This window comes from Clostridium sp. AF15-41 (assembly GCF_003604095.1).
GTDB lineage: Bacteria > Bacillota > Clostridia > Lachnospirales > Lachnospiraceae > Coprococcus.
Genome location: NZ_QTMQ01000009.1, coordinates 91,872 through 109,146 on the forward strand (window position 1 = coordinate 91,872; position 17,275 = coordinate 109,146).

The 17,275-nt window shown below is 40.0% G+C and carries 16 protein-coding genes; 1 reads left to right on the forward strand and 15 read right to left on the reverse strand.

Annotation, left to right across the window (positions count from 1 at the left end; all coding sequences use genetic code 11):
• Window positions 1-12: 12 nt before the first annotated feature.
• The 7 genes from priA to glgA form a co-directional block, all read right to left on the reverse strand.
• Entirely contained in the window at window positions 13-2,265 is a 2,253-nt protein-coding gene (gene priA / locus DWW43_RS07960) for a primosomal protein N' (RefSeq protein ID WP_119963242.1), read from the reverse strand.
• The gene (locus DWW43_RS07965; protein WP_119963243.1) at window positions 2,222-3,721 is read right to left on the reverse strand and encodes a UDP-N-acetylmuramoyl-L-alanyl-D-glutamate--2,6-diaminopimelate ligase; all 1,500 of its coding nucleotides are present in this window, start codon (window positions 3,719-3,721) and stop codon (window positions 2,222-2,224) included. Before DWW43_RS07965 ends, priA begins: the two co-directional genes overlap by 44 nt.
• 63 nt (window positions 3,722-3,784) lie before the next feature.
• Window positions 3,785-4,027: a DNA-directed RNA polymerase subunit omega gene (gene rpoZ / locus DWW43_RS07970; protein WP_044945455.1), complete on the reverse strand. Its 243-nt coding sequence runs from the start codon at window positions 4,025-4,027 to the stop codon at window positions 3,785-3,787.
• Window positions 4,028-4,059: 32 nt separating this feature from the next.
• Window positions 4,060-4,680, reverse strand: a complete 621-nt coding sequence (gene gmk / locus DWW43_RS07975; protein ID WP_008401576.1) for a guanylate kinase — start codon at window positions 4,678-4,680, stop codon at window positions 4,060-4,062.
• Window positions 4,681-4,685: 5 nt separating this feature from the next.
• A complete protein-coding gene (locus DWW43_RS07980) occupies window positions 4,686-5,564 on the reverse strand; it encodes a YicC/YloC family endoribonuclease (RefSeq protein ID WP_008401574.1) in 879 nt (292 codons plus the stop codon).
• A gap of 68 nt (window positions 5,565-5,632) precedes the next feature.
• Window positions 5,633-7,381, reverse strand: coding sequence for an NFACT RNA binding domain-containing protein (locus DWW43_RS07985; RefSeq protein ID WP_119963244.1), 1,749 nt, complete (start codon window positions 7,379-7,381; stop codon window positions 5,633-5,635).
• A gap of 144 nt (window positions 7,382-7,525) precedes the next feature.
• Window positions 7,526-8,962, reverse strand: a complete 1,437-nt coding sequence (gene glgA, locus DWW43_RS07990) for a glycogen synthase GlgA (RefSeq protein ID WP_044945451.1) — start codon at window positions 8,960-8,962, stop codon at window positions 7,526-7,528.
• 228 nt (window positions 8,963-9,190) lie between these two features.
• Between glgA and DWW43_RS07995 the strand changes: the two genes are divergently transcribed.
• Window positions 9,191-9,505 (forward strand): DUF1292 domain-containing protein, encoded by a 315-nt coding sequence (locus DWW43_RS07995; RefSeq protein ID WP_008401569.1) that lies wholly within the window; start codon window positions 9,191-9,193, stop codon window positions 9,503-9,505.
• Here the strand turns inward: DWW43_RS07995 and DWW43_RS08000 are convergent.
• The 8 genes from DWW43_RS08000 to hisC all read right to left on the reverse strand — a co-directional run bounded on the left by DWW43_RS08000 (window position 9,502) and on the right by hisC (window position 17,206).
• Entirely contained in the window at window positions 9,502-11,520 is a 2,019-nt protein-coding gene (locus DWW43_RS08000; protein WP_119963245.1) for an ATP-dependent helicase, read from the reverse strand. The genes DWW43_RS07995 and DWW43_RS08000 overlap by 4 nt on opposite strands.
• Before the next feature lie 107 nt (window positions 11,521-11,627).
• Complete coding sequence (locus DWW43_RS08005; RefSeq protein WP_008401566.1) at window positions 11,628-12,131, reverse strand: SEC-C metal-binding domain-containing protein; 504 nt, start codon at window positions 12,129-12,131, stop codon at window positions 11,628-11,630.
• Window positions 12,132-12,185: 54 nt separating this feature from the next.
• Window positions 12,186-12,434 carry a hypothetical protein gene (locus tag DWW43_RS08010; RefSeq protein WP_119963246.1) on the reverse strand — a complete coding sequence of 83 codons (249 nt, stop codon included), beginning with the start codon at window positions 12,432-12,434 and terminating at the stop codon, window positions 12,186-12,188.
• Window positions 12,434-13,750, reverse strand: a complete 1,317-nt coding sequence (locus DWW43_RS08015; protein ID WP_008401564.1) for a replication-associated recombination protein A — start codon at window positions 13,748-13,750, stop codon at window positions 12,434-12,436. The genes DWW43_RS08010 and DWW43_RS08015 overlap by 1 nt, the downstream gene beginning before the upstream one ends.
• 9 nt (window positions 13,751-13,759) lie before the next feature.
• The gene (locus DWW43_RS08020) at window positions 13,760-14,152 is read right to left on the reverse strand and encodes a response regulator (RefSeq protein WP_008401563.1); all 393 of its coding nucleotides are present in this window, start codon (window positions 14,150-14,152) and stop codon (window positions 13,760-13,762) included.
• A gap of 18 nt (window positions 14,153-14,170) precedes the next feature.
• Window positions 14,171-14,758 (reverse strand): TetR/AcrR family transcriptional regulator, encoded by a 588-nt coding sequence (locus tag DWW43_RS08025; protein ID WP_008401562.1) that lies wholly within the window; start codon window positions 14,756-14,758, stop codon window positions 14,171-14,173.
• A gap of 148 nt (window positions 14,759-14,906) precedes the next feature.
• Complete coding sequence (locus DWW43_RS08030; RefSeq protein WP_119963247.1) at window positions 14,907-15,839, reverse strand: DUF5688 family protein; 933 nt, start codon at window positions 15,837-15,839, stop codon at window positions 14,907-14,909.
• 305 nt (window positions 15,840-16,144) lie between these two features.
• Window positions 16,145-17,206, reverse strand: a complete 1,062-nt coding sequence (gene hisC / locus DWW43_RS08035; protein ID WP_119963248.1) for a histidinol-phosphate transaminase — start codon at window positions 17,204-17,206, stop codon at window positions 16,145-16,147.
• Window positions 17,207-17,275: the final 69 nt, after the last annotated feature.

Genomic DNA, 17,275 nt, shown 5'->3' on the forward strand with positions numbered 1-17,275 from the left:
CTCATTCTCTCCTTAATACATATTTAAAGGATTAAAGTCAAATTGCAGACTAAAATCCTGAAGTTCTTTTTTCTCTGATACATATATTTCAATCTGGTCTTTTAAAGCCACCAGCTCATTATACCGATAATTCTTAATATAGACAACCCTTCTGTAAATATCTCGTATCTTTGCTATTACAGGTGCCGATGGTCCGATTATTCTCATATCCCGGTCATTTTCTGAACAGCTTCTGATATTTGAACAGATATCTTCCGCCATTTGATCCAGAAAGGTCTCGTCTGAGCACACCATCAATACCACCATCATATTCCATTCCGGCGGATATTTCATAAGTCCACGGTACGCTTCTTCTTCCTTATAAAAATCCAAATAATCCTGAGCTGCTGCTGCCTTTATCGCATAATGCTCCGGCTTATAAGTCTGGATCACGACTTTACCCGGCTGTGTCCCTCTCCCGGCTCTTCCGGCTGCCTGTGTGATCAGATCAAAGGTACGTTCTCCTGCCCGGTAATCATTCTGGAATAAAGTAAGATCTGCAAGAATGATCCCAACCAGAGTTACATTTGAAAAATCATGTCCCTTTACGATCATCTGAGTTCCAACCAGTATATCCGCTTCTCCGTTTCCAAACTTCTCTAAGATCTGTTCATGTGCATCCTTCGCTGCCGTTGTATCCTTATCCATACGAAGGACTCTCGCCTGAGGAAATAACCGCCGAACCTCCTCCTCAAGCTTCTGGGTTCCTGTTCCGTATCCACCGATCAGCCCGGAATGACAGGAAGGACATACTTTGGGCTGAGGCATCTGGAATCCACAATAATGACAGATCATCCGGTTATTTTCATGCCTGGTCAGGCTGACATCACAGTGCGGACATTTAAGTGCCTCACCACAGCTTCTGCATGACACGAAGCTGTTATATCCTCTTTTATTGATAAATAACATTACCTGCTGCCTGCGGGCAAGCCGATCCGCGATATCATCTGCAAGCTCCCTGCTTATGATAGATCGATTCCCTGCTTTTAATTCCTTTCTCAGGTCAACGATCGATGTCTTTGCGAGCTGTCCGCTTCCCGCACGTTCATGCAGTTCAAGCAAACGATACGTCCCGTTAAGTGCCCTGTGATAACTCTCAACGGACGGAGTTGCCGAACCAAGAAGAACGCTTGCATGTTCGAGCTCTGCACGTTTTACTGCCGTCTCCCTCGCATGATATTTGGGTGGGTAATCACTCTTATAACTTGTCTCATGTTCTTCATCTATAATAATGATACCCAGATTCTGAAATGGGGCAAATAATGCAGAACGCGGTCCTATCACGACATCTACATCTCCATTTTTCGCACGCATAAACTGGTCATATTTTTCTCCGTCACTTAGCCTGGAATTAATGATAGTCACCCGGTCACCAAAATAATTTCTAAAATAGCGGACTGTCTGATAGGTAAGGGCAATTTCCGGAATCAGTATGATTGCCTGTTTTCCCATCTCAATTGTCTTTTTTACAATTTTAACATAGACTTCCGTTTTTCCGCTTCCGGTAATTCCATGCAGCAGATATGTTTGCTGTCTTCCCTGTTCCATATCACGAGTTACTTCATCTACGACTGCCTGCTGTTCATTATTTAAAGTAATCTGAAAATTCTCTTTATAATCATAAACACCTGCTGTCCGATACCGTTCTTTACTGATTACAGTAATTACACCGTCCTGCTGCATCGTTTTAAGTGTAGCCGGTGATATATTCCATTTCTGCTTCACGACATCCATCGAAAGATATCGTTCCGGCGTTTCTTCTAACGCCTGTAACAGACGCAGTTTTGCCTGTGCATGTTTTCTATGATATTGCTCCCTGATATCTGCCAGATGCTCTGTATCCATATTCTCCGCAAGCACTACGACCTGATCTACTAATTGTCGAATTGTTTTTTTTACCGGCATTACCGTACGGATCGCATTGATCATTGTAGATCCATAATTCTCACGAATCCATGCCGCAAGCGCAAGCAGCCGCCCTTCCACAGGCACGGAACGATCACAGAGTTCTGCAATCTCCTTAATCCGATCCGGCTGATACTCTGTCTGATCTGAAAATCCGATCACATATCCGGTTCGAAGATGATTTCCCCTGCCAAATGGGATCTTAACCATACTGCCAAGCCGGATATCTTCCCTCAGACCATCCGGTATTCTGTATTGAAACGGACGATCAATAGCTTCATGCGAAATATCGATTATTATATCCGCATATCTTGGTAACATCTTCTTCCTCCAGTACCTCTCTGATCAGGTCTCTCTCATCCATATGATGCTTTACGCCCTTGATCTCCTGATAGTCTTCATGTCCTTTTCCGGCAAGCACGATCACATCTCCCGGTTCAGCATTCATGATCGCATACCGGATTGCTTCCTTCCGGTCAATAATCTCTACATACTTTCCTGTAGTTTTATTGATTCCTGTCTTTATATCATTAATGATATCCTGTGGTTCTTCAAATCTTGGGTTATCGGAAGTAATGATCGTAAGATCTGCCATATTACCAGACACTTCACCCATCTCATATCTTCTCTCTTTTGAACGGTTACCACCGCAGCCAAACAGACTGACCAGTCTTTTCGGCTTATACTCTCTTAATGTCTCCAGAATGCTCATCAGGCTTACTGCATTATGAGCGTAGTCAATCATGATCGTAAATTTGTCCGATATCGGGATCAGTTCTACCCTTCCCTTTACCTTGATCGTTTTCAGGATCTCTTGTATCTTGTCAAATGGAACACCCATCAGATCTGCAACTGCAATAGCTGCCAGGGAATTATAGATACTGAAATTACCCGGAAGATTGACCAGCACATCTCCATCTAACTTTCCTGACAAATGATAACCGATACCGAGATGACCATCTTTATTATACAGATTATGGTCATTTGCCTTATAATCATAATCGCCATTAATTCCATATGTCACAATCTTACAGGTTGCATGTTCTGTCATTGTATCTACATGTGGATCATCTGCATTAAAAATGCCAATTTTACACATTGTGAATAATTTGCTTTTCCACATCGCATATTCTTCAAATGTCTTATGTTCATTTGGTCCGATATGATCTCTGGAAAGATTTGAAAAGATTCCATAATCAAAATCAACCCCGGCCACACGGTCAAGCATCAGCCCCTGTGAAGACACCTCCATAACAACACTGTCTAATCCGTTGTCAACCATATCCTTTAATTTCTTATGCACGATCATAGATTCCGGTGTTGTATTATTTGCTGCCGTAACATTATTGCCGTCAATAATCTCTATCGTTCCGATCAGACCGGTCTTATGTCCTGCACTCATTAGCATCTCGCGAATCATATATGTCGTTGTTGTCTTACCCTTTGTTCCTGTGATACCGATCACTGTCAGCTTGGATGAAGGATTTCCGTAGAAATTGCTGCTGACGATTCCCATTGCATATCTCGTACTGTCTACCTTTACGATCAGTACTCCCGGAACCGGCTCTACATCCTTCTGAACAACCAGGCAGACTGCTCCCTTATTAATTACATTCTTTACATAAGCATGTCCATCAAAGTTTGCCCCGACAATACAGAAGAACAGCCCCTGTTCCCCTACTTTTCTGGAATCATTATAAATCTCTTTTATCTCAACATCTTCGTCTCCGCAGATTACTGAATACTGTAATCCTTTTAACAATTCTCTTGCTTTCATATGCCGCTCTCCTTTTTATAAAAGAAAAAGGCTGCGCAAAACTGCAACAACCTCTTTTTCTGATTAGTTCTCTTCTTCGTCATCGCCAACAATCTTTACTTTGCCGCTGTAAAGCTCATCAACTGCTATTGATAAAGGCTTGTTGCTTGCTGTATTTACAAGTGGCTCCTGTCCTGCGATTATCTCTCTTGCACGCTTAGCGGTTGCAAGCACGATAGAATATCTACTCTGAACTACCGGATGTTCTCCCGGTTCAACCTCTGAATTAACAACTGCCATTAAGTCTGTGTATGATGGATGTAACATAATATTATATCCCCTTTCTGAATTTATTTTTCTTACCAGATGCCTTTCAGGTCATCCCTTATTTCTTTTATATATGCCTTATTATTCGATGTTCTGCATGCATATCCTACAATTACTGAATTCACCGTCTGTATGCACTCCTCCAGATCATCATTGATAACAATGTAGTCATATTTATCCATGTCTGCTGATTCTTCTGTTGCCTTCTTTAAACGCTTCAGTATCACATCTTCTGCTTCTGTACCTCTTCCACGCAATCTGTCGCGCAGACTGTCTATGCTTGGCGCACTGATAAAGATCAGCAATGCATCCGGGTACTGTTCTTTAATCTTCATAGCACCCATAACTTCTATCTCAAGAATAATGTTCTTACCCTGATCCAGACTTTCTTCTACAAACTTTCTCGGTGTTCCATAATAATTCTCAACATACTGTGTCCACTCGATAAATCCACCGTAATCGATCAGATTCTCAAACTCACTCTTGTCCATAAAGAAATATTCTCTTCCATGTTCTTCACCGGCACGTGGACTTCTTGTTGTTGCTGATATAGATAATTCATATCCGTAATCAGATACCAGTCTTTTTACGACCGTTCCTTTTCCAACTCCCGAAAAACCCGAAATTACAATTAACGAACCTCTGTTTCCCATCTTTTTTACTCCAAATTCTGTATCTGTTCTCTGACTTTTTCGATATCTGTTTTTAATTCGATCGCCCGGTTCGATACATCTAGAGAATTCGCCTTGGAAAGGATCGTATTCGCCTCTCTGTTCATCTCCTGTGCAATAAAATCGAGCTTTCTTCCGACACTTCCGCCTGCCTCCAGTATCTTTCTGGTGCTGTCAATGTGGCTCTTTAATCGAACCGTTTCCTCATCTACACATATCTTGTCCGCATATATAACTACCTCAGTCGCAATACGATTCTCATCAATAACTGAACTGTCAACCAGTTCTGAAATCTTATCGATCAGCTTCTGTCTGTATGCTGTTATTAGCTCCGGAGAAACTTCTTCGATATAATCAACTGCAGCCGTCATATTATCAAGCTTCTCCAACAGATTAACCTTCAGGTTCTCACCTTCCACCATTCTTGACTTCACAAACTTATCAGCCGCCTCGTCAAGTGCACCCTGTATCAGGCTCCATAACTCATCTTCATCTACTGTCTGCTCTTCCAGAACAAAAATCTCCGGAAGTCTGCATATAACCGATGGACTGATATCATTTGTAAGATTGAAATCTGCTGCCATCTGATTCATATAGCCAACATATTCCTCTGCCAGCTCCTTATTATATTTTACTGAGACATTTGTCTCGGTCAGATCTTCATAAGTGATAAAGACATCTACCTTACCACGTTCTATATACTTCTTTAAATATGCTCTTATAGTTGTTTCAAAAAAACTCAGTTTCTTTGGTGTTTTTACATTGATCTCGCAAAACCTGTGATTAACAGCCTTAATCTCCACAACTATCTTACGGGCTCCGGAAACAACTTCGCTTCTTCCAAAGCCTGTCATACTCTTAATCATAAAATCACATTCTCCTTAAAACAATGGATACTATATTATACTTCAACCACTATAAAAAATCAAATATTTTATCTGATTACCTCTTCTATTCCGTGTATCGTCGGCTCGGCTATCATAGAATAGTTTGTATGATAAATTACAAATCCGGGTTTTGCCCCTGCCGGTTTTTTCAGATTCATCCTTTTTGTATAGTCGATCTCCACCTTTGGGTTTTCTCTGCCGGAGGAATAATATGCCGCAAGCCTTGCCGCCTCTTCATAAGTCTGGTCCGGAAGTTCTTCCGCTCCCTCCATCCGTACGATCACATGTGATCCGGGCATCTTCTTGGCATGGAACCACATATCTCCACCATTTGCAAACTTGAAGGTCAGTTCATCATTCTGCAGATTATTCTTTCCGACATACATATGAAAGCCGTCAGACGAAATGTAATGATACGGTTTACTCTTATTCGTATGCTTGTCCCCCTTTTTTCCGTATCTGCCTTTGATATATCCGCTTATCATAAGCTCCTCTTTCACTTGTGCCAATGCATTCTCATCCAGAGTCATATCGATAAATGCCTGAACCGACTGAAGATATTCCAACTCATGTCCCGTCTCAACAATCAGCTTTTCTAATGCTTCATACGTCCTCTTCTGTTTATTGTACTTTGCAAAATATCGTTTGGCATTTTCAAGCACCGATATCGTTGGATCGAGTGGAATCTCAATTTCTTCATTCGTATAATAATTCAGTGCATGGAAACTCTTTGCTCCCTGCGCCACTCCATATCCATAGGTATTGATCAGCTCACCATATACCTTATATTTCTCCCGGTCTTCGGTATCCTTCATCTGCTTTAACTGCAGATCATATTTCTTGCTGGTTCTTTCGATTGCAGTTGAGATGATCTTCCGCAGGTCTGCCGACTTCTGCCGGATTCTTGTTACCTTGCTCTTCTTAAAGTAATACTCATCTAAAACCTTTGAAATTTCATCCTTATCTTCTGCCTGATAGTCCTGATACATACTGAGTCTTACCGATGAAAATTCAACCGGAACATACCCGTCATATACAATATTCGGCACATAGTTTTCTGTATTTATATCGGAAAACAGTTTCTCAAATTCCTGATACAGCTTCTCTTTCTGAATATCCGTTAACGCTGCTGTTGACTGTCCGCCATCAATCCCCGCGCGATAACAAAGCTCATTTGCGATCAGCGGTGAAATACCTGTAACAGAGGAATAAATTGCCTTTGTGACAGTTACCGGTTTTGTATATACCGTAGATATAAAATAATCCCGGTCTGCATCATATGGGGGACGCTTATCACCGGACGGCGGATATACATACGCTTTACCCGGAAGTACCTCTCTTACCGAGCTTACCAGATGGGATATATGTTTGATACTGTCAATGATCATTCCATCCGCATCCGTGAAGATAATATTACTGTGCTTACCCATGATCTCTATGATAAGTTTCTTTCTGCGCAGATCTCCCATCTCATCAAGATGCTCGATCGTGAATTCCACGATACGTTCAAAACCCGGCTGGCAGACATCTACGATTCTGCCATTTCCGATATGCTTACGAAGCAGCATACAGAAATTCGGAGCTGTCATCGGATTCTCCTTCGGCACCTGCAGCAGATAGATCAGAGGTAGACTTGCATCTGCAGATAACAGTAAGCGGTAATTCTCCCTGTTGTTTTTTATAATAATATTCAGTTCATCATTTTCCGGCTGATAGATCTTATAGATCCTTCCATCCACTAATTTCTTTTTCAGATCACTTACAACATTTGATATTACAACTCCGTCAAAAGCCATATGAAACCACCTTTCCTGCGCAGATCCGCATATTTTCATATTCACGCAGCTTGTCTCTCCGTTCTGCGGTAAAAAGGCAGAAAATGTATCGCAACATCTTCTGCCTGATTTTTCATTTATGAAAAATAAGTTTGTTCGTTCATTTTATAATGAATTATACAGATCATTATAGATCTTTGCTGAATTATACCATGAGTAATCCATTCTCATGCCACGCTCCTGAATACCATACCATGCGTCTTTATTATTATAATAAACTTCCTTTGCATAGTTGATCGCATCAAGCAACTCATATGCATTGTAATTTGCAAATGAGAAACCTGTTCCTGTATTCTCAAACTGATTGTATGGTTCTACCGTGTCCTTAAGTCCTCCTGTCTCTCTTACGATCGGAACTGTTCCATAACGAAGTGCCATTAACTGGGTCAGACCACATGGCTCAAATCTGGATGGAACAAGCATAACATCACAGCCAGCATACATCTTATGAGATCTTTCATCCGAATAATAAATATTCGCTGAAACCTTTGCCGGATGAATGCCCTGATAATAACGGAACATATCTTCATATCTGCTATCTCCGGTTCCGAGAACGATAAATTGGACACCATCGCAACAAATATCATTCATAATGCGATCAACCAGATCCAGTCCCTTCTGGTCTGTCAGTCTGGATATGATACCGATCACAAACTGCTTATCATCCTGTGGAAGTCCACATTCCTTCTGAAGTTCAACCTTATTGATCTTTTTCAGTTCACGGAAGTTATCTACACTGTAATTCTTATATACCTGTGGATCTGTTGCCGGATTCCATACATCATAATCAATTCCGTTTACAATTCCCCAGAGTGACTGCCATCTTGCACTCAGAAGTCCATCCAAGCCTTCACCGTAATATGGTGTCTGAATCTCTCTGGCATATGTGTTACTTACTGTTGTGATCTTGTCTGCATATACAAGACCACCCTTTAACATACTTGCATCTTTTCTGACTTCCAGCTTATCCGGTGTAAATACATAATCCGGAAGACCGGAATCCGCCTTGATCGTATCGATATCCCATTTACCCTGAAACTGTAAATTATGGATCGTCATAACCGACTTCATTCCACTGAAAAACGGATTTCCGGCAAATAATGTTTTCAAATATACCGGAACCAGACCCGCCTGCCAGTCATGGCAGTGCAGGATATCCGGCTGAAATCCAACTGCCGGCAGGATACATAACGCTGCCTTTGAAAAGAAGCTGAACTTTTCAATATCCCACTTTACATCTCCATATGGAGTGAAGCCATTGAAATAATATTCATTGTCAATGAAATATACTTTTACTCCTTCGTACTCCAGATACATAACCCCAACATAATCATTCTTGTATCCAATATCCATATAGAAATGAGTCAGGTACTGCATCTTTTCTCTGTATTTATTTGGAATACAAAGATAGTTTGGCATAATAACCCGAACATCATATTCATTTCTGTCAAATATTTTTGGAAGTGTTCCTACAACATCCGCCAGACCACCCGTTTTGATAAATGGCACACACTCTGAAGCAATATAAGCAACTTTCTTCATCTTCTCTAATTTCCTCCCATGGAATAACTCCAAAATAATATTAATTTTATCATATTTATACATATAATTCAATGAATAAAGCACCTGCATTTTATTGCTTTATAAAAATTTGGATGTAGACTTTTTGTTATTTTTCCATTATCATGGAATTATCCGGTCAATATGATTTTAAATGATAACAACATATCATAAAGTTACCGGTAATTTTATTTGATAAGGAGATCAAACATGTCAAAACAGAATGATGAAGAATTAGATGATATCGAAATGATGTCCCTTGAACTTGATGACGGAACAAAGCTCGAATGTGAGATTGTTGCAACCTTCGATGTTGAAGATACCTCTTATATTGCTTTGCTTCCTATAGAAGCACCGGAAGGCTACGATGATGACGAAGTCCTTGTATACCGCTATATCGAGCTTCCAAATGACGAGTTCACCTTAGAACCGATCGAAGACGAAGAAGAATTTGATATTGTCGCAGATGCTTTTGATGAAATCTTAGACGAAATGGAATTCAATTCCATGTCTGAAGATGATTAGTCATCTTCAGACATGGTAACCAGATTATTTTTAATCGTATATTCAATACTTAATGTTTTTGTGATCTGGTCTTTCTCAAAATAAACACAAATTTTTTTATCATCCACAAATGTTATGACACCTCTGCCATATCGTTTGTGGATGATTTTATTTCCAATCTGCAGCATATCATGATCAACTACCATCTCTGTGACAAAACGCGATATCTGGGCTGCCTTTCCATAAACCACCTTAGGTACATAGATATATAATCCGTACCGTGCTCTGGTAACTGCAACATAGAACATCCTACGCTCTTCTTCTAATTCAGCATCCGCAACCGACTTCTTATGAGGGGTCATCCCCTCTACCGCATTCATGATAAATACCTGATCAAATTCCAGACCTTTTGCCCCATGCATCGTAGCAAGTACAACTGCATCCCTGGTGTGATCCGTCGTCTTCATCTGTTCCTTAAGCTTTATCCTGTATTCATTTAAAAAATTAAACCATTCAATAAAAGAATCCGCATCCCGTGCCATTTCCTGAAATTCATCCGCAATATCCATATACTCCTGCGGATTAATCCCTCTGTATGAGGCATATTCCTTCAAATACTCGTCATACCCAACTGCTTTTCTGATATAATTAACCGCTGCATATGGCTTTAATTCTGCGATTCTTCTGAGATCTGCTTCCAGTGTTACCAGATTCTGTACCAGCCTGTTATTATCCCTATAGAATTCTTTCATCCGTTCCGTATCAACCGGATCAGTCTCCAGACTTTCCCGGCTTACGTATCGATTCGGACGATTTATAATTCGTAAAAACAAAGCTCGTTCCCTGTTTCCAAGTGCTGCCTTTATATAATCAAGAATATTCACAACTACGAAATGTGACATCAGATCAGGTATACTATCCTTCACACGAAAAGGGATATTACTCTGCATCAGCTTCATTGCAAGTCCTGATGGTTCAGAATTTGTCCTGTAAAGTACAGCAATATTCGAATACGGGATTCCGTTTTGATTCATCTTCCGAATTTTCTGTACAATCCCGTCTGTTTCCTGTCTCATTCCATCCACTTCGATCACATGAACCCGTTCACACTGACTTTTTTCAAATGCCGAATGAATTGCCTTTTTATATCTTTCCTTATTATTCTTTATAATACGACAAGCAGATTCTACAATGGCACTGCTGCATCTGTAATTTGTATTCAGATATACCAGCCTTGTTCCCGGAAATTCATTTGGAAATCCAAGCATAAGCTTTGTATCCGCTCCACGGAACCCATAGACTGACTGATCATCATCCCCTACAGCAAATATATTCTGTTTCTTTCCAAGCAGAAGTTTTACGGTTTGGTACTGTATCCAATTGATATCCTGAAACTCATCGATCAGAATATATTGAAATCTCTGTTGCCACATTTTCCGAATATCCGATCTGTCACGAAGCAATTCATATGTAAATACAAGCATATCATCAAAATCGATTTTATTGTTTGCACGCAGGATCTCATCATATTCCCGGTAAGTGATTTGAAAATCATCTGCCTTCATATTCACTGAATGGTACTGTTCCACCGGTTTCATCTCACTTTTTACCAAGCCGATCTCTGCTATCACATTCTTTGCAAAATCATCCTGTCCGTTATATTCCATATTATGCTTTTCAATGATTCCATTTATGATCTGATACTTCTCTGATTCGAGTATAATATTGCTACTATTATATCCGTAAGCATGACGTAGGATCATGAAAAACACAGAATGAAATGTTCCAAATGTAACTCCATCGGAATAACCACTTATTTTCTCAAATCGTGTCCTCATTTCATTTGCTGCAGCTTTTGTAAATGTTATCACCAGAATCTGATTCCCGTTTATACCTGTCTGCTCCAGCATATATTTCACACGATACGTAATTACGGTTGTTTTGCCGCTTCCGGGTCCCGCCAGGACCAGCATAGGTCCATCTTCATACCGGATCGCATCTGTTTGTTCTTTGCTGAATTGCTGTTTCTTTTCCAATTGTTTCTTCCCTTCAACTGAAAAGAGAACAGGACGGATACCACCATCTGTCTGTTCTCTTTGTCTTTCCCTGTTATTGAATTCTGCTATAGTTACCCTGTAACTGATTATCTACCGCAGCACTTCTTATACTTCTTACCGCTACCACATGGACATGGATCATTTCTTCCAACCTTTGGAGGTTTTACAAGTGTTCTGGATGTCTTCTCTTTTTTATAAAGCTCGTCTCGCTTTTCTTTTGTAAAGATCTTATCCCATGCAGGTAATGTATATAACCATTCTGCATTACACCCAACCATATTCATATACAGTTTCTCATAATCAATACCCAGTGTTACTTCTGAATCCTCTGTTACATCATCCAGATTGTTAGATGTGATCAAACTGTCATCAATTCCATCCAGGAAACCGATCATTGTCTGAATGCTGACATTATACTTCTCTGCAAGTTCTTTCACAGTTCCTTTCACAGGATCTGCCTTTGGTGTTGCAAGAATTGTTTCATAGATTCCTTTTTCAGCCTGAAAATAATCAAACCAGAATTGCTTTCCTTCCGGTGTTCTGTCATCAAAACCATACGCATATTCGCGCCACTGTGATAATAAACTCATGTTACATACCTCGTTTCAATTTTTAAAACTTTATAGAGTATATCAGATTATACCTTATTTTTCAACATTATTCTTTTTTGTTTCGACGTCTGACCCGGTCTGATCCGCAAGTTCTTTTCCTTTTGCTGTAAGCAGCCTTGTGACCAGACTGATTCCATAAAATAGTACCGGTACCAGAATACACAGAAACAATGCTGCCGAAAAATATTCACTTCCTGTTATCCCAAGGATAAACGCCCAAACAACCAGTCCTAAGATCACTAGGATCATAAGAAAAGCTGCTATCCGCTTTATTATCTCCATTAAAGTCCTTCCTTTATCTTCTTAAAATATTGTTTTATATTCTGCTCATATCCGTTATCCGACGGCTCATAAAACTGCCTGTCCGCAATCTCATCCGGCAGATACTGCTGTTTTACATAATGATTGGGATAATCATGTGCATATTTATAACCTGTATGTCCAAGCTTCTTCGCTCCGCCATAATGTGCATCTCGAAGATAGACCGGAACCTGCCCCGACTGTTCATGTTCTACGACATCCTTCGCAGAAAAGATCGCATTCACAATAGCATTGCTCTTTGGAGCACACGCCACATATATAGCTGCATGTGCCAGTATGATCTGTGCCTCCGGCATACCAACCCGTTCCACTGCCTGCGCACATGCCGTTGCAACACAGATTGCATTCGGATCTGCATTTCCAACATCCTCACAGGCACAAATCATAATTCTCCTGGCAATAAACGTGATACTCTCACCACCGTAAAGCATCTTAGCCAGATAGAAAACAGCTGCATCCGGATCTGATCCACGCATGCTTTTTATAAATGCTGATATAATGTCATAATGATTATCTCCGTCTTTATCATACCGAAGTGCCCGCCGCTGAATACATTCCTCTGCTACTGCCAGAGTTATATGAATCCTGCCGTCCGCTGCCGGCTCTGAAGAAAGCACGCCAAGTTCCACTGCATTTAATGCACTTCTGGCGTCTCCCTCCGACATATCACTTAAGAACTCTACCGCATCATCATCTATACATACATTAAAGGCTCCCATGCCCTTCTGGTCATAAACAGCCTTTAAGATAATGTCTTTAATGTTCTCTTTTGATAACGGCTTTAGCTCGAATATATTCGACCTCGAAATCAAAGCTCCATTCACTTCAAAATATGGATTCTCCGTTGTGGCACCGATCAATATGATCGTTCCATCTTCAACAAACGGCAACAGATAATCCTGCTGCGATTTATTAAACCTGTGAATCTCATCGATAAACAGAATCGTACGCCTGCCATACATAGCTTTCGTATTCTTTGCTTCCTCGATGATCTGCTCCATATCCTTTTTACCGGAAGTTGTCGCATTGATCTGTTTGAAATCCGCTTTTGTCGTATGCGCGATCACCATAGCAAGTGTTGTCTTTCCTGTCCCCGGAGGTCCATAAAAGATCAATGAGCCCAACTTATCCGCCTTGATCGCACGATATAACAATTTATTCTTACCTATGATATGTTCCTGTCCAATTACTTCGTCCAGATTTTCCGGGCGCATTCTCTTTGCCAGTGGAGAATCATCATCCTTCTGATTCTCTCTCATATAATCAAACAAATCCATCTATCTGTCCTAAATTACATCCAATTTCTTAAGAATATCATTTAACTTCATAATATCAATCGGCTTACAGATGTATTCATCATAATCATCACTTGCCTGATTGCTGTCAAAACTTGTTTCATCCAAAGCACTGGTCATTATTACCTTGGAACGTAGCATTCTGGATACCCCGTGCTTTCTCTCAGCATTTCGAATCGATGCAAGTACTTTATAACCATCAATCTTTGGCATCATAATATCCAGACATACAAGTTCGAAGTTTTCGCCTTTTTCCAGGTGTTTTACAAACTCATCCACAGCTGCAATTCCATCCGGTGTAATAACAACCTCTCCGAATTTGCTTAAATATTTTGATAAAAACTTTGCATTTGCAACATCGTCCTCAGCAATTAAAATTCTCATGACAAACTTCCTCCTATACTAGAATTTCAGCATCTTTTCAATCTGGTTCAACATTTCCTTCACTTCCACACGAAATGTCTTCTTCGAATACTTTGTTCTTCGCTCCAGTAAGCCTTCAGTAAATATACCATTAAACATCAATGTCAATTCTCTCGGGGTAAATACCGCCCGAATCTCTCTCTCTGCTATAGCATCTTCAAAAAGCTTACAGACAAATTCGTTTCTTTTCAGTATACATTCTGAGATAATCTCCCGTGTCTCACTTAAATGTAATAATTCCTCATAATGCAACATGATTGCTCCCATACCGATATAATTATCATAGTATGTAGCATATGTATCTGCATAAAACCTTAACTTATCCATATTTGAGCCACTCTGCTTTACTACCGTCATCTGAATATTTTTATCAAATACAGCATACTGCAGAACTACTTCTGTAAGTACTTCATCTATGCCCCCGAAATACTTATAAATTAGGGTTTCGGATATATTTTCTTTACGAGCCAGATTTTTCGTTGTCAGAGCGTTCAACCCTAGATCGCCGATCAATTCGACTGCCGATGCAACAATTTTATCTCTCCTTGATACATAATTTTCAGCCACACCGTTCTCCTCTCAACACATAAATTTACACCCAATACACCTTTTAATTCTATGTCATGCTCTTTCTTTTGTCAATACAGAGAATCATCTGTCCGTGCTGTTAGTTCTTTTGTTATTTATTTTTCAATGTACCTTTATACTTTGAGATCTATACCGGAACTGTTTCCTGTTCCGACCGAATCATCATTAGCCTTTTCACCTTTCTACTGTACCGATATGCATTATAGGATAATATATCCGACTGGCTGATAACTTTGTCGTTTGCCTCCTGAACAATCTCGGTCAGCAACTCAGGATCATCTACTATAGACACCCCTGCAAATATCGTTTCATGAATACTGGATGGCAATACATATATATCCTCCCCAACCAGATCTGCACAATCCGCAAGCAGACCTTCATATAAAAGCGCCGCTGCTCCGTTGATCCCAAACGAATTAGACAGCACATAGAGTTTATCATCGTCCTGCGGGAAATCTTCTAATAAGGAATCCGGCACGTTTGCATGAACCTTCAGATAACGAGTAATCTTATCCATTACAGGAGGGAAAAGTCGTGGCGTATTCTTTGCTGCCAACTGATACAACAATTTCGTATCTACCCCCCATCGTTTCATATCATCCTCGGATACTACCGATGACGCAATCCCATTTTGACCGATATGGAAAACACAACGGAATACAATCGCCAGATCATAGAATGGCAGATATGGGACATTCTGCAGTATTTCTTCATTCATAGAATGGTTTATCAAGGTATAAAAGATTCTCTCACTTACCCAGTCAAAATCCAAATAATTTTTCACCTCTTCCCCGACCGGATTCTCCTTGCATCTTCCCTGATAGATTCGTTTGATCTTCAGTACAATGTTGTCAATCTCCTTTTTATCCACATCTTCTCTGTAAAAATCATTGATATAAATCGTAGGTGCCACCATCGTATGTGCCTGTCTTATATTAATTCCTGTTAGCATAATTCCATTATTTTTTACTATTTTATTCACGGTTATGTCCATATCATTCATCTCAAATACCTGAACCAACCCTGTTCTTATAGTTTCTGTAAATTCCTCAAAATTCATTTTATCTCTCCTTCGTAACTTATATTGAAACGTTTCGAAAATTGATAAAATCCGGATTTTTGTCTGAAATATTTCTGACTCCCATAATAAAAAGAGATTAGATCAAAGTCAACATTTTGCGTGTGCTATTTTGAGTCATTTGTGCTATATTAACACATACATCTACGCAACGTGCATAACTGCGCGAAAAAAATAAGCCAAAATCAAATCTGTTTTCTGATATTTTTATGAAAAACAAATCTTTCTTTTGGCTTATTTATTAGCTTTATACTATAATTACTTTTAATTTTCAGTCATTGTAAATTTTAATTCTGCTTTGTCTCTACATATCCCTTTAAGAATGCAACAAATGTGTCCATCTCTGCGTCAGTTCCAATCGAGATTCTCAGATAATTGTCAATCCTTGGCTTATCAAAATAACGCACATAGATATTATTCTCTTTTGCCGCAGCAAAGATCTCCTTTGCAGGAATACTCTCATGTGTTGCAAATACAAAGTTTGCAGATGATGGCAGACAGGTAAATCCAAGCTCTGCGATCTCTTTCACAAATCTTTCTCTGGTTGCAATGATCTGTCCAACCTTCTCCCTGAAATATGCATCATCATGAATGGATTCTACACCGAGCACCAGAGACGGTCGGTTCATCGTATATGAATTATAGGAGTATTTCACATCATTTAAGGCTTTGATCAGTTCAGGGTTGCTGATCGCATAACCGATTCGAAGTCCCGCCATGGAACGTGATTTTGAAAAGGTTCTGACTACCACAAGATTGTCGTATTTGTCGATCAACGGAAGTGCTGTTTCTCCTCCAAAATCAATATATGCCTCATCTACGATCACGATCACGTCCGGATTGTTCTTTATGATCTCCTCTACATGATCCAACGATTCGTAGATACCGGTCGGTGCGTTTGGATTCGGGAATACGATTCCACCGTTTTCGCCCTTATAATCATCTATCTTCAGACGGAAGTTCTCATCAAGTGGCATCTGCTTATATGGAATCCGGAACAGTTCTGCCCATACATCATAAAAAGAATATGTGATATCCGGAAACAGAATCGGTTTATCCGAATTAAAGAAGGTCAAAAATGACATTGCAAGTACATCATCGGAACCTACACCTACAAATACCTGTGATGCATCCACACCATGATACTCCGCCAGTGCGTCCACCAGTACGCTTGCCGTCGGATCCGGATATAACCGTAACAGATCCTCATTATCCTGAACCGCTTTTACTCTTGGAGACGGTCCATACGGATTCTCATTTGTATTTAATTTGATCACATTTGTATTCTTTGGCTGCTCACCAGGTACATATGGTTCAACCTGACGAATATTATCTCTCCATGATGCCATGATTTATCCTCCATGTTATCTCTGCTAATCAGCAGGTTATCGTTTTCAGTTGTCTATTCTATCATTTTG

Coding starts and splice junctions, on each gene's coding strand:
- DWW43_RS08005 (WP_008401566.1), bottom strand. CDS start 12,131: ATGAGTTTATTATCACAGTGGCGCGAATATGCGTATGGTTTTGATGAC.
- DWW43_RS07995 (WP_008401569.1), top strand. CDS start 9,191: ATGTCAAAACAGAATGATGAAGAATTAGATGATATCGAAATGATGTCC.
- DWW43_RS07965 (WP_119963243.1), bottom strand. CDS start 3,721: ATGAAAGCAAGAGAATTGTTAAAAGGATTACAGTATTCAGTAATCTGC.
- DWW43_RS08015 (WP_008401564.1), bottom strand. CDS start 13,750: ATGGATTTGTTTGATTATATGAGAGAGAATCAGAAGGATGATGATTCT.
- priA (WP_119963242.1), bottom strand. CDS start 2,265: ATGTTACCAAGATATGCGGATATAATAATCGATATTTCGCATGAAGCT.
- gmk (WP_008401576.1), bottom strand. CDS start 4,680: ATGGGAAACAGAGGTTCGTTAATTGTAATTTCGGGTTTTTCGGGAGTT.
- glgA (WP_044945451.1), bottom strand. CDS start 8,962: ATGAAGAAAGTTGCTTATATTGCTTCAGAGTGTGTGCCATTTATCAAA.
- DWW43_RS08030 (WP_119963247.1), bottom strand. CDS start 15,839: ATGAATTTTGAGGAATTTACAGAAACTATAAGAACAGGGTTGGTTCAG.
- DWW43_RS07985 (WP_119963244.1), bottom strand. CDS start 7,381: ATGGCTTTTGACGGAGTTGTAATATCAAATGTTGTAAGTGATCTGAAA.
- DWW43_RS08010 (WP_119963246.1), bottom strand. CDS start 12,434: ATGGAGATAATAAAGCGGATAGCAGCTTTTCTTATGATCCTAGTGATC.
- DWW43_RS07980 (WP_008401574.1), bottom strand. CDS start 5,564: ATGATTAAGAGTATGACAGGCTTTGGAAGAAGCGAAGTTGTTTCCGGA.
- rpoZ (WP_044945455.1), bottom strand. CDS start 4,027: ATGTTACATCCATCATACACAGACTTAATGGCAGTTGTTAATTCAGAG.
- hisC (WP_119963248.1), bottom strand. CDS start 17,206: ATGGCATCATGGAGAGATAATATTCGTCAGGTTGAACCATATGTACCT.
- DWW43_RS08020 (WP_008401563.1), bottom strand. CDS start 14,152: ATGAGAATTTTAATTGCTGAGGACGATGTTGCAAATGCAAAGTTTTTA.